General features: G+C 61.0%; 16 protein-coding genes and 1 pseudogene. 12 read left to right on the top strand and 5 right to left on the bottom strand.

The window, feature by feature from the left end:
• The first annotated feature begins 3 nt into the window (after positions 1-3).
• The gene (locus NKI25_RS18520; RefSeq protein WP_023675020.1) at positions 4-477 is read left to right on the top strand and encodes a hypothetical protein; all 474 of its coding nucleotides are present in this window, start codon (positions 4-6) and stop codon (positions 475-477) included.
• A gap of 51 nt (positions 478-528) precedes the next feature.
• Here the strand turns inward: NKI25_RS18520 and NKI25_RS18515 are convergent, their stop codons facing one another.
• Positions 529-1,257, bottom strand: a complete 729-nt coding sequence (locus NKI25_RS18515) for a DUF1579 family protein (RefSeq protein WP_198023531.1) — start codon at positions 1,255-1,257, stop codon at positions 529-531.
• Between the two features lie 198 nt (positions 1,258-1,455).
• On the opposite strand from NKI25_RS18515, the gene NKI25_RS18510 reads away from it, so the two are divergent.
• The 11 genes and pseudogenes from NKI25_RS18510 to NKI25_RS18460 all read left to right on the top strand — a co-directional run bounded on the left by NKI25_RS18510 (position 1,456) and on the right by NKI25_RS18460 (position 9,525).
• On the top strand, positions 1,456-1,812 hold the full coding sequence (locus NKI25_RS18510) for a hypothetical protein (protein WP_023675018.1): 357 nt from the start codon (positions 1,456-1,458) through the stop codon (positions 1,810-1,812).
• Between the two features lie 122 nt (positions 1,813-1,934).
• Positions 1,935-2,855: a DMT family transporter gene (locus tag NKI25_RS18505; protein WP_352456740.1), complete on the top strand. Its 921-nt coding sequence runs from the start codon at positions 1,935-1,937 to the stop codon at positions 2,853-2,855.
• Positions 2,856-2,913: 58 nt separating this feature from the next.
• Positions 2,914-3,543, top strand: a complete 630-nt coding sequence (mobA, locus tag NKI25_RS18500; protein WP_352593597.1) for a molybdenum cofactor guanylyltransferase MobA — start codon at positions 2,914-2,916, stop codon at positions 3,541-3,543.
• Positions 3,540-4,049, top strand: a complete 510-nt coding sequence (gene mobB, locus NKI25_RS18495) for a molybdopterin-guanine dinucleotide biosynthesis protein B (RefSeq protein WP_023675015.1) — start codon at positions 3,540-3,542, stop codon at positions 4,047-4,049. Before mobA ends, mobB begins: the two co-directional genes overlap by 4 nt.
• Before the next feature lie 213 nt (positions 4,050-4,262).
• Entirely contained in the window at positions 4,263-5,045 is a 783-nt protein-coding gene (locus tag NKI25_RS18490) for an ABC transporter substrate-binding protein (protein ID WP_023717637.1), read from the top strand.
• Between the two features lie 118 nt (positions 5,046-5,163).
• Positions 5,164-5,877, top strand: coding sequence for an ABC transporter permease (locus NKI25_RS18485; protein ID WP_023675013.1), 714 nt, complete (start codon positions 5,164-5,166; stop codon positions 5,875-5,877).
• Positions 5,874-6,701, top strand: coding sequence for an ABC transporter permease (locus NKI25_RS18480; protein WP_352785127.1), 828 nt, complete (start codon positions 5,874-5,876; stop codon positions 6,699-6,701). The genes NKI25_RS18485 and NKI25_RS18480 overlap by 4 nt, the downstream gene beginning before the upstream one ends.
• A 58-nt stretch (positions 6,702-6,759) precedes the next feature.
• Positions 6,760-7,635 (top strand): annotated as a pseudogene (locus NKI25_RS18475) (NAD(P)-dependent oxidoreductase); the annotation flags it as partial.
• A 9-nt stretch (positions 7,636-7,644) separates the two neighbouring features.
• The gene (locus NKI25_RS18470; RefSeq protein WP_352998930.1) at positions 7,645-8,349 is read left to right on the top strand and encodes a DNA alkylation repair protein; all 705 of its coding nucleotides are present in this window, start codon (positions 7,645-7,647) and stop codon (positions 8,347-8,349) included.
• Positions 8,309-8,890, top strand: coding sequence for a GNAT family N-acetyltransferase (locus NKI25_RS18465; RefSeq protein ID WP_352593605.1), 582 nt, complete (start codon positions 8,309-8,311; stop codon positions 8,888-8,890). Before NKI25_RS18470 ends, NKI25_RS18465 begins: the two co-directional genes overlap by 41 nt.
• A 62-nt stretch (positions 8,891-8,952) precedes the next feature.
• Positions 8,953-9,525, top strand: coding sequence for a DUF3299 domain-containing protein (locus tag NKI25_RS18460; RefSeq protein WP_352593608.1), 573 nt, complete (start codon positions 8,953-8,955; stop codon positions 9,523-9,525).
• 11 nt (positions 9,526-9,536) lie between these two features.
• Here the strand turns inward: NKI25_RS18460 and NKI25_RS18455 are convergent, their stop codons facing one another.
• The 4 genes from NKI25_RS18455 to NKI25_RS18440 form a co-directional block, all read right to left on the bottom strand.
• A complete protein-coding gene (locus tag NKI25_RS18455; protein WP_023675006.1) occupies positions 9,537-10,028 on the bottom strand; it encodes an Lrp/AsnC family transcriptional regulator in 492 nt (163 codons plus the stop codon).
• Positions 10,029-10,229: 201 nt separating this feature from the next.
• Entirely contained in the window at positions 10,230-10,847 is a 618-nt protein-coding gene (locus NKI25_RS18450) for a uracil-DNA glycosylase family protein (protein WP_502897402.1), read from the bottom strand.
• Positions 10,848-10,860: 13 nt separating this feature from the next.
• A complete protein-coding gene (locus tag NKI25_RS18445; RefSeq protein WP_352998928.1) occupies positions 10,861-11,472 on the bottom strand; it encodes a glutathione S-transferase in 612 nt (203 codons plus the stop codon).
• Between the two features lie 41 nt (positions 11,473-11,513).
• Positions 11,514-12,137, bottom strand: coding sequence for a thermonuclease family protein (locus NKI25_RS18440; RefSeq protein ID WP_352998926.1), 624 nt, complete (start codon positions 12,135-12,137; stop codon positions 11,514-11,516).
• Positions 12,138-12,201 lie beyond the last annotated feature (64 nt).

The following is a 12,201-nucleotide window of genomic DNA, read 5'->3' as shown; positions in this document are numbered from 1 at the left end:
AGCGTGCAGCGGTTTTTTGCAGTCCTGACGTTTTTCGGAGTGATGGCGGGGACCACGGCAGTTGCCGCGCCATTTACCTACACGAACGAGCGCTTCGGTACCATCTGCACCTTTCCGGATGAAATCTTCACTCTTCGCCAGCCTGAGCCGGACAATGGCGATGGACAACAATGGCTCACTGCCGATGGCGCCAGCCTGATCTGTTCGGGTATCCTCAACATCGATGATGACACCCCGACAGCCTTCGTCTCCGCCGAGAGGGCCAGCAAGGAACCTGGCTACAGGATCACCTACAGCAAGACCGGCAAGGACTGGGCGGTGCTGTCGGGCATCAAAGGCGGGAACATCTTCTATGAACGCCGCCTGTTCGGAAAAGACGGTGTCATCCGCACGGTCTGGATCGACTACCCGCCAGCCCTGAAATCGAAATACGACCCGCTCGTCGATGCGATCGCCGGCAGCCTCAGGGGACCGTGAGCATCCGGCGACGTCAGAACTTATTGGCAGCCTATTGTTTTTGCTAGCGAGTCACGGTTGTTGGCGCGTGTAGTCATATCGTACGGCAAGCCATTTTTTGCCGCTGCCATTGGCCTGGAGGAAATGTTGCTCGGCCACTTCGTGATTGTCACCGTCCCTGGAAATGACGAAATCGGAGGCCGTGAACCGCCCTTCGACCTCCGGGCCGAAGCCGACGAAACCAAGCGGCTGGAACAGCAGTGAAATCTTGCCGTCCTCCTCGCCACCAAAACTCCAGGCGGGCATGATCCCTGCCGGGAAACGGGTGTCCATGGAGACATACTTCCAGCGGCCCTCCACCCGGTCATAGCTCAAATAGGCTATCCGCTGGAAGTCCGGCATTTTCGACCCGGGCGCCGGGCGCATCACCTCCTGCATGAAGGGACCGATCATCGTGCGCTCGGCCACCAGCCCCGTCATCACGATCGGCTGGGCGCCGGGCGTTGGCCAGATCGTGTTGACGACGGACCATTTCCCGACGCGGCGAGCGAGCTCATCCGCTTCGTGACCCGGCGTGGACATCCGTTCGACTGCCGACGCCGAAGCGCCGTTCTCGGCGAACGCAGGCGCTATCGCCATGAGGATAACCGCCAGGGCAGAGGAGAACCGGAAAGCCGACGAAACATGCCGCCTGCTGCCTGTGCCAAGCCAGTCCGCATTGCCTCGTGCATTCATCATGGACCATCTCCCCAACACGATCAGAAGCTTACAATGACCAATTTGGTGAATCTTGCCGAGCAAATTTGATCTCGTCGAAAAATTCTCCTCGAGCCGCAGTGTGACAAATTTGCCCTCCGAACCCATCCTTTAGAACGGCACCTTTTTTGGGGTCACACCCAGAAAAGGTCTTGTCCGCAAACGGTCACCGGATTTACCGCAAGCCCATTCGGGCCTAGCCTCTGCTCTGGAGCGGTTCTTCGCCCAGTGGGGGAATACGATATGCGCAAACTCATTCTTTCTCTTGCATTGCTCAGCCTCGCGGCCCTGCCCGCGGCGGCTCAGTCGATCGGCGGCACCTATGCCGTGGCCGGCACCAATTTCGATGGGTCGTCCTATGGTGGCGACGCCACGATCACGCTGACCAGCGAGACGACCTGCACGATCCATTGGGAGACAGGCGGCTCGTCCTCGGACGGTATCTGCATGCGCAACGACGATGCCTTCTCCGCCGGCTACGTCATGGGCAAGGCGGTCGGTCTAGTCGTCTACAAGGTGCAGGAAGACGGCTCGCTGCATGGCCTGTGGACGATTGCCGGCAAGGAAGGCAACGGCACCGAGGTACTGACGCCCAAATAAGCCCTGCCGCTCTTGCGCGGCAGATGTCACGGGCCACAGAAAGGCTGTGGCCCAGCCCTTTGACGTTGCTGTCTTGTGGGTGCCTGCTAGACGCTTGCTGCAGGACTCACCCGGTAATCGCCTTGCCTCTTTCGCCAAACCTCCGCGGCGCGTTGTTCATGATGGTGGCCATGGCTGGTTTCACTCTGAACGACGCGATCACCAAATTCTCATCAGAATCGATGAACATGGCGCAGGTCATGCTGATCCGCGGCGCCTTCGCTTCGCTTTTCGTTGGCCTGCTTGCGTGGCAACGGGGCGCGCTTGCCCGGCCAGGTTCGATGCTGCAGCCGACCGTTGCGCTGCGCGTCGCCGGCGAGGCCGGCGCCACCGTGTCGTTCCTGGTTGCTCTGGCACATCTTCCGATCGCCAATGTCTCCGCCGTACTGCAGGCGCTGCCGCTGGCGGTGACGATGGGCGCCGCGCTTGTGTTCAACGAGGGCGTCGGCTGGCGGCGCTGGCTGGCCATTGCCGCCGGTTTTGCCGGCGTGCTGATCATCGTGCGGCCCGGCTTCGAAGGGTTCAGCGTCTTTTCTCTGCTGGCGCTGGCCAGCGTCGCATGCTGCGCGGTGCGCGATCTCGCTACCAAGCGGATCCCGCAGGCAATTCCAACATTGCTGGTGTCGACCGCCACCGCACTTGCCATGACAGTTCTGGGCGCGGCACTGCTTTCGCCGATGGGCGGCTGGACACCGATGACAGGACAAAGCACGGCGTTCCTGGCGCTGGCGGCGGTGCTCGTGCTCATCGGCTATCACTTCATCATCACGGCGATGCGGGTGGGCGATATCTCCTTCATCGCGCCGTTTCGCTACACCGCCCTGCTCTGGTCGATCTTGCTTGGCTTCACGATCTTCGGCGATGTCCCCGATCTGCCGATGATCCTCGGTGCCACGATCATCATCGCGTCAGGCCTCTATGCACTCTACCGCGAACGGATCGTCGGCCGGCGAAAAACAGCCGCCGAAAGCACTGGACCGGACATGGCGCCGGACGGCATATAGAGTGACTGTCGACGACTGTCTGATTTGAAAACTGGATTTTGGGTCTAGGCAGCAAACGATGGGCCGACATATCGCAGGGATCATTCTGGCCGGCGGCCGATCGAGCCGGATGGGTGGCGGCGACAAGACGCTGCTTGCGCTTGGCGACGGTACCCTGCTCGACCGTGTCGTTTCGCGCCTTGGCCCGCAGGTCGGACCGCTTGCGCTAAACGCCAATGGCGATCCGACACGGTTTGCCGCAACGGGGCTTCCGGTGCTTGCCGACACTGTCAAAGGTTATGCCGGGCCGCTTGCCGGGATCCTGACCGGCCTCGAATGGGCTTCCGACACGACCTGCCAGGCGCTGGTCACGGCTGCCGGCGATACGCCTTTCCTGCCCAGGGATATGGTCGAGCGGCTGCTCGCGGCAGCCGACGAACGCCCCGGCTCGATTGCGGTCGCCTGTTCCGGCGGCAAACGGCATCCGACCTTTGCACTCTGGCCGCTAGGGTTAGATCAGGTCTTGCGACAATTTCTCGTCGAGGAAGACAACCGGCGCGTTGCGGCGTTCATCGACCGGCACGGTTTTGTCGAGGTGGAATTTCCCATCCTGAAATCCGGCGGGGCCGAGATCGATCCGTTCTTCAACATCAACACTCCCGACGACCTTGCCCAGGCCGTGCATCTGTTGCAGAGCATCAAGCCATGAAAAGACGTATTTTCGGCATCACCGGCTGGAAGAACTCCGGCAAGACGACATTGACCGAAAAGCTGGTAGCCGAACTCGTCCGGCGCGGCTGGAAAGTGTCGACGGTAAAACACGCCCATCATGATTTCGACATCGACAAACCCGGAGCGGACAGCTTTCGCCACCGGCAGGCGGGAGCGATGGAGGTCGCGGTCGTGTCGGGCAGGCGCTGGGCGCTGATGCACGAATTGCGCGGCGAGGACGAGCCGACGCTGGACGCGATCCTGTCACGGCTGGCACCGTGCGACATCGTGTTGGTCGAGGGTTACAAGCGCGAAGCGCACAAGAAAATCGAGACGAGACGGCTCGAGGCCAAGGACCGGACACCGCTCTCGGCAGGCGATCCACACATTGTCGCCATCGCCTCCGACTTCCCCATTGTCGGCGAAGACCTGCCGGCCTTCGATCTCGACGACACGAATTCGATAGCTGACTTCATCGAGCGCGCCACAAGCCTGTCGCGCTGAAAATGCGGCAGAAGACAGTTTCCGCCCAGTTGCTTTCCAATTTAGGCGTCTGACCCAGCGTCATCGCTTTCTGAACATGACCTTCCCTCAAGCGACGGTTTTGCAGTTGCTTTTTCTTGGGAAAGAATGGGAATATCGCATCAGCGGGCGGTCAAAAGCACCGCCCACAGAGCCGTTCGGGAACGACGGCCGGGACCAACAGAGAGGACCATTATGCGTATTGCACTGCGTATCGCGCTTGCCGCTTCGGCTGCGCTGCTGACGCTTGGCGTTGCCCAGGCCCAGGAAAAGACCTTGAGGATCGGCACCGAGGGAGCCTATCCCCCATTCAACAATCTGACAGCCGACGGCCAGCTCGTAGGCTTCGATATCGACATTGCCAAGGCGCTCTGCGACGAGATGAAGGTGAAGTGCACCTTTGTCGCGCAGGACTGGGACGGCATCATTCCCGCCCTTCAGGCAGGCAAGTTCGACGCCATCGTCGCGTCGATGTCGATCACGCCGGAACGCGCCGAGAAGGTCGACTTCACCCACAAATATTACAATACGCCGCCGGCGATTGCCGCGCCCAAGGACACCGACATCAAGGGTGTCACCAAGGAAGATTTGGCCGGCAAGACGATCGGCGTGCAGGCGTCCACCACGCATTTCAACTATTCGACCAAGACTTATACCGACAGCACCGTCAAGCCGTACCCGACCGCACAGGAATACCAGCTCGATCTGGCCAATGGCCGGCTCGATGCCGCCAATGACGACATCGTCGTGCTGCAGCAATGGCTGGATTCGCCGGACGGCGCCTGCTGCAAGCTGGTCGGCACAATCAAGCCGGTCATCGAAATCCACGGTCCGGGCGCCGGCATTGCCGTGCGCAAGGGCGAGACCGATCTGGTCAACCAGTTCAATGCGGCGATCGACGCCATCCGAGCAAACGGAAAGTACAAGGAAATCAACGACAAATACTTCAAATATGATGTTTATGGCGGCGAGTCCTGATCGACCGACATACGAGGACTTGAACGGCGGGAGATTCCCGCCGTTCTTATAAGGATGCCGCGCACGAGGGGTGACGCGGCACGGGTCTCAAAGAGCCTCAAGGAGAACAGGCAGGCGGATGCAGAGCGCACTGACGCTTCTCAGTTGGGGACCCGAAGGCTGGCTCGACGACATCGCCGCGGGTGTGTTTGTCACAGTATGTCTTGCGCTGGCCACTCTGCCCTTCGGGCTGACGCTCGGCTTTTTCGTGGCGCTGGCCAAACAGTCGGAAGAGCCGTCGCTGAGACTGGCCGGGAACATCTACACCACGATTTTTCGCGGAATACCCGAGCTGCTCACGCTGTTTCTGATCTTCTTCGGCATCCCATTGATCCTGCAGTACATTGTCCGGCTGGTGAGCCCCGGAACGTCCGCCGACGTCAACAGCTTCGTCGCCGGCATGATCGCGCTCTGCTTCATTTTTTCCTCTTATTCCAGCGAGGTGTTTTTATCCGCCTTCCGCGCCATTCCAAAAGGGCAATATGAGGGAGGCTATTCGGTTGGCCTGTCCAGCGGCCAGACGATGCGGCTGATCGTGCTGCCGCAGTTGATCCGCATCGCGTTGCCCGGACTTGCCAATCTCTGGCTTATCCTGCTCAAGGACACCGCGCTCGTCTCGGCCGTCGGCCTCAACGAGATCCTCCGGCAGAGCGGGGTTGCCGCTCGCGTCACCAAGCATGCCTTCCTGTTTTACGGTTTTGCCGGCCTGATCTATCTCCTGCTGGCGATCGTCTCCTCCTTCGGCATCAATGCGATCGAACGAGCGGTCGGCGGCAGCGAGGTCAAGAGATGAGCCTGGCCACCGACACGCTGAAGGTCGACCGGCCGCCGCCGCCCGCACGCGGCTGGTCGCGTCAACGCATCCTCGGCCATGTCCTGGTCGGCCTGTGGATCGCTCTCGGCATTGGCATGGTCGTCTACCTGATCGCTGCGTGGAACCCGGAGTTCTTCCAGAAATATGCACCCGGCTACATATCCGGCCTCGGCATCACCCTGTTGCTGGTTGCCATCTCGATTGTGCTTGGCGCGATCCTGTCGGTGCCGATCGCCTATGCACGCATGTCGAAGAACCCGATCCTTTCGGGGTTCGCCTATGCCTATGTCTATTTCTTTCGCGGCACGCCGCTGTTGGCGCAGACCTTCCTGGTCTACTATGGGGTCGGCTCCTTCCGGCCGGAGCTCGAGATGGTCGGACTGTGGGGCTTCTTCCGCGAAGCGTTCAACTGCGCGATCTTCGCCTTTTCGCTGAATACGGCCGCGTACCAGGCCGAGATTTTGCGTGGCGCAATCGAGAGCGTGCCGAGGGGACAGTGGGAAGGTGCCGCCTCGCTCGGCCTGCACAAACTGCAGACGATGTGGAAGATCATCCTGCCGCAGGCGCTGATCGTCGCGTTGCGCCCGTATGGCAACGAGATCATCCTGATGATCAAGGGCTCGGCAATCGTCGCCATCATCACGGTCTACGATTTGATGGGCATCACCCGGCTCACCTATGCGCGCACCTTCGACTTTCAGTCGTATATCTGGGCGGCGATCATCTATCTGATCATCGTGGAAACATTGCGCCACGGCGTCGAGTGGATCGAACGGCGCATCACCATCCATCTACACCGCTGACTCCCATCGCCTTGCCTGATCCGGTAAGAAGACCGCAAAGCAGGCTTCCAAGGGATTCGAAAACATGGCTTCGGTGGCATTTCTTGGTCTTGGCGTCATGGGTTATCCGATGGCCGGACATCTCAAGAACAAGGGCGGTCACGACGTCACCGTCTACAACCGCACCAGGGCCAAGGCCGAGCAGTGGGTTGCCCAGCATGGCGGCAGCTTCGCCGCGACACCAGCAGAGGCGGCCGCGGGCAAGGACTTCGTCTTTTCCTGCGTCGGCAATGACCACGATCTGCGCTCGGTGACGACCGGTGCCGAAGGCGCCTTCAATTCCATGAAGAAAGGCGCCATCTTCATCGACAACACCACGGCATCGGCGGAGGTCGCGCGCGAACTGGCGCAGCAGTCGCAAGCGCGCGGGTTTGCGTTCCTCGACGCCCCGGTCTCCGGCGGTCAGGCAGGCGCCGAGAACGGCATGCTGACCGTGATGGTCGGCGGCGAGCCCGACGCCTTCGACAGGGCCAAGCCAGTCATAGATGCTTATGCCCGCATGGTCGGATTGATGGGATCGGCCGGGGCTGGCCAACTCACCAAGATGATCAACCAGATCTGCATCGCCGGCCTCGTTCAGGGCCTGGCGGAGGGCATCCATTTCGGCAAGAAGGCTGGGCTCGACATCGAAAAGGTAATCGAGGTTATCTCCAAGGGCGCCGCCGGTTCCTGGCAGATGGAGAACCGCCACAAGACGATGAATGCCGGCAAATATGATTTCGGCTTCGCCGTCGACTGGATGCGCAAGGATCTTGGCATCTGCCTCGCCGAGGGCGACCGCAACGGCGCCAAACTGCCGGTGACGGCACTTGTCGACCAGTTCTACAAGGACGTGCAGGCGATGGGCGGCAAGCGCTGGGACACGTCCTCGCTGCTGGCGCGGCTGGAGAAATAGGATTTCACCGTGGCCGAGCTTTCGCCTCAATCCAGCGCCGATGAAATCGTCGCTCATCTGCGCTCGATCGCCTCGGAGGAAAATCGACTTGGCATGCTGCGCTACGGCATCAAGATCGAACGTGCGCTCGGTATCTCGCATGGCGTGCAGCGGCAGATTGCCAAGAAAATCAAGCGCAACCATGAACGTGCCTTCGAGCTTTGGCAGACAGGCATCATGGAGGCGCAGTTCATCGCTTCCGTGACAGCCGATCCGGAGCGGTTCTCCGCCGCGGATGCAAGACGATGGGCGGCGACTTTCGATTCCTGGGATATCGTCGACGGGGTCTCCGATCTCTTTGTCGATACGGATTGCTGGAAGGAATTGATCGCCGAATTCGCGGTCGACGAACGGGAATTCGTTCGACGCACGGCTTTTGCGATGATGGCCTGGTGGGTAGTCCACCGGAAGAAGGAACCCGAGACGACCTTCCTCGAATTCCTGTCGATCATCGAGGCGCATGCGACCGACGGCCGCAATTTTGTGAAGAAGGCCGTGAACTGGGCGCTTCGTTCGATCGGCAAGCGATCGATGAATTTGCACGGCCCTGCCCTTGCCGTGGCGCTAAAACTGGCGGCCTCGACAGACAGGACCGCACGCTGGATCGGCAAGGGCGCCGTGAAGGAACTTTCCGATGCCAAGACGCTCGAGCGGCTCGCCGCCAGAAAAGCTTGACCTGAGCGAAGTGCGCTTCACGGAGGTGACGCAATCGACGCGCGCCGATTTCGAAAACCTGTTCGAGCAATCCGGCGGGCCGAAATACTGCTGGTGTATGGCTTGGCGCAATCTCGACCGCCGCGAGCATGTCGAGAACGACGAGAAGAAACGCGCGATGATGACGCTGATCGACGCCGGCACGCCGGTCGGCATTGTCGCCCAGATCGATGGCCGGACCGTCGGCTGGTGCTCGATTGCGCCGCGCGAGACCTATCGCAGGCTGTCGCGGCAGCAGGACGATAGCGAGATGGGCATCTGGTCGATCGTCTGCTTCTATGTACCGAAAGCGCTGCGCGGCGGCGGGCTGGCAAGCGCATTGCTCAACGCGGCCATCGATCACGCCTTTGCCAAAGGCGCCAGGACGATCGAAGCCTATCCCGTCGACCAGGCTTCGCCGAGCTACAGCTTCATGGGTTTTCGCGACATGTTCGCCGCCCGCGGCTTTCGCGAGATCGGCATGACCGGCTCGCGCCGGCATGTGATGCGGCTTGAACGTTGACCTGTGAGGCAGCGGCAGCTTTACTTGATGTCCGCAGATCAAGGCTCAACGGCGGAGCAGCGATGAGCAACCGTTTTAAATCAGGCACGATCATGGCAACTGCCTTGTTGGCGTCCGCGATCGCGGCAAGCGCTTCCGCCGGAACCATGCATATTTTCTGGAAGGATCTGCGCCCGGCGACCCAGGCAGCCGCCGAAAGCGTCGGACTGCCAATGATCGCGGCCAAAATGCCGGATCATGGCGAGACGCTCTCACTCAACTTGCAGGACAAGACCGTGCAACTCGCAGGCTATGCGCTGCCAGTCGACCGCGATGGTGATCTCATCTACCAATTCCTGCTGGTGCCGTGGACGGGAGCCTGCAGCCACATGCCGACGCCGCCGCCCAACCAGATCGTCCTCGTCACGCCTGCACACCCTTACAGGATGTCCGAGGCCTACCAGCCGGTTTCGGTGACCGGCGCATTACGGCCGGGCATGGAGAAGAGCCAGCTTTTCATCCTTGACGGCATCAGCGTCATCCAGTCGGGCTACACCGTGCGCAAGGCCGAGGTGGTCAATGTCGACACCGTGCCGGACACGATCACGCTGCCGGTCAACTCGCCCTGGAGTTTCCTCAACAAAAAGAAGAACTAAGCCGAAGAATCTCAGGCGGCGTTGGCGCCGGACTCCTTGTCGAGCATCATGTAATCCAGCGGCATCTCGGTCGTGTATTTGATCTGCTCCATGGCGAAGGAAGACGACACGTCGCGGATCTCGATCTTGGCGATCAGCCGCTTGTAGAAGGCATCATAGGCGGCGATATCGGGCACCACGACGCGCAGGAGATAGTCGACGTCACCGCTCATGCGGTAGAATTCGACCACTTCCGGGAATTCCTGGATGACCTCCGAAAAGCGCCGCAGCCATTCATGGCTGTGCGAATTGGTGCGGATCGAGACGAACACCGTGACCCGCACATTGACCTTTTCATGATCGAGGATGGCGACGCGCCGCTTGATGACGCCCTCTTCCTCGAGCTTCTGGATGCGCCGCCAGCACGGCGTCGTCGACAGGCCGACCTTCTTGGCGACGTCGGCGACTGCAAGCGTCGCATCCTCCTGCAGGAGGCGGAGAATTTTTCTATCAAGGCGGTCCATTGGGTGCTCCCCTGATGCAAGTCGTCCAAGTGCGCAGCGGCCTTGGCACAACGACATGCATAAAAACAAGAATTTAACGCGCGTCCCCTCATGCGCGGCGCGCTTCGAGGAATGGATTACCATAATCCCTCTTGCTCGAGCCTATTACAAGAAAGAAATTCTGCCGCATAGTGCGAAAGCGAGTGATTTCTTGCTGAATGCCTAGCCGAGGCGATAGCGGATTTCCGATCTCAGAAAGGGCAGCAAATCCATTTCAAACCATGGATTGCGCTTCAGCCAGCCGGTGTTGCGCCAGGACGGGTGCGGCAGCGGCAGGACTTTCGGGTCGGTTGCCGCCGCCCAGATGGCACGCCAATCCATGACCGTTTCCGTCAGCGAGGGACGGCGCGCCGCGCCCATATGCCAGCTTTGCGCGTAGATGCCGATCGTCAGCACCATATCGACTTGCGGCATCAGCGCCATCAGCGATGTGCGCCATGCCGGCGCACATTCGCGGCGCGGCGGCAGGTCGGCGCCCTTGGCGTCCTGACCGGGAAAGCAAAAGCCCATCGGCACGATGGCGAATTTGTCCGTGTCGTAAAATTCCTCGCTGCCGACGCCCAGCCAGCTCCGCAGCCGGTCGCCGGAGGCGTCGGTGAACGGCATGCCTGAGACGTGGACCTTGGTACCCGGCGCCTGGCTGGCGATCAGGATGCGGGCGCTCGAAGATGGCCTGAGCACCGGACGCGGCTGGTGCGGCAACGGCCTGCCGGCCGGCTTATCAACGCAGATGCGGCAGGCGCGTACCCGCGCCGTCAAGGCTTCCAACTCTTCGCTCATTCGGAATTCATTGTCAGGCGGCGGCACTCGGACGGCTCGAGATTGCCTGATGCCAGCGCAGCACGTTGGTGCACTCTTCGGGTACCTTGATGCGAGCCGGCTTCATGAAGTCGATGGCGACCAGCCCGGTGATGTCGGCGATCGAATACGCATCGCCGGCGACGAATTCCCTGCCGGCGAGCTCAGTGTCCAGAAATCTCAGGAATTCGATCGCCTTCGGCTTGTTGGCCTCGCCCCATTCGGGGATTTGCGGGATCTCCCATTCCCTCATTGCGGGGTGGATATGCCGGAACGCCGCGGCGACGCAGCCGAACAGATTGAACTCCACACGTCTTTGCCACATCTCGACGATTGCCTTGCCGAGCGCCCCATGCCCGAACAAAGCCGGCTCGGGGTGCAGTTCCTCGAAGTAACGACAGATTGCGACGGATTCGGTGATGATGGTGCCGTCATCGAGCTCGAGCACCGGCAGACGCTTCAGCGGATTGCGCGAGCTGACCGGCTGCTCTTTGTGTTCCAGCGCGCCCATGTCTACGGGCACCAGCGGAACCTGAAGTCCCTTTTCGGCCAGAAAAATCCGAACCCGACGTGGATTGGGCGCGCGCCCGCCGTCGAACAGCTTCATCTCCATCCTCCTCGTCCGTCCCGACGAACTATAGGCACAACTCACCAGAAGCGAAAAATTTCACGCAAGGCATCGCCGATCGACGCCAAGGTGCCGTGCTTTCTTTCGACCAGCTCGTGGCCGTGGCTCTCGCGCCAGTTCTTCGGTTCGTCGAAAGTTCCGCCCCAGATGCCGGCTTTGCCTGCGCGCGCAGCAGCTTCCTCGGTCTCGAAATCGCCAAAGGCGACCGCCCAGCCGGCCTCGACCTGTGCGCGGTTGAGATCCTTGCCACCGGCCTTGCAGTCGCCGAGCAGCCTGCCGTAGCGGTCGCGCTGCCAGCCGCTGCAGGAGACCGCTTTGCCGGCTATCAACCGCACCAGGGACTGCCGCGCGAGCTTGCCGCATGGATAGTCGGCACCGTTCTTGCGGCAGATCTGCGAATATTCCGGCGCGTCGATGCCACGCATGCGGACACGCTCGCTGCCGAGGGTGATGCTATCGCCGTCATTGACGGTGGCCGCGCCCTCCGTCTTGCGCGTCTCGATCCGGTCGAGGCGCGCCGCCAGGAGGATCGCCAGGCCGAGCACGATGAGTGTCAGCCCATAGTCCATTACTCGGCGCCACAGGCTTCGCGGACGTGGCGCATAGTATCGCTGGCGCGGCCATCGCGACCACGAACGGCTCATATGGCAAACCGTTGGTTAATCATTCGAACGTAGCTTAACGATTTGAAATTGCTGCCCGCGTAAA

The sequence above is a fragment of the Mesorhizobium sp. M0808 genome (assembly GCF_040320025.1).
Taxonomy (GTDB): Bacteria; Pseudomonadota; Alphaproteobacteria; order Rhizobiales; family Rhizobiaceae; genus Mesorhizobium.
This window is presented reverse-complemented; position numbering and strand designations above follow the sequence as displayed.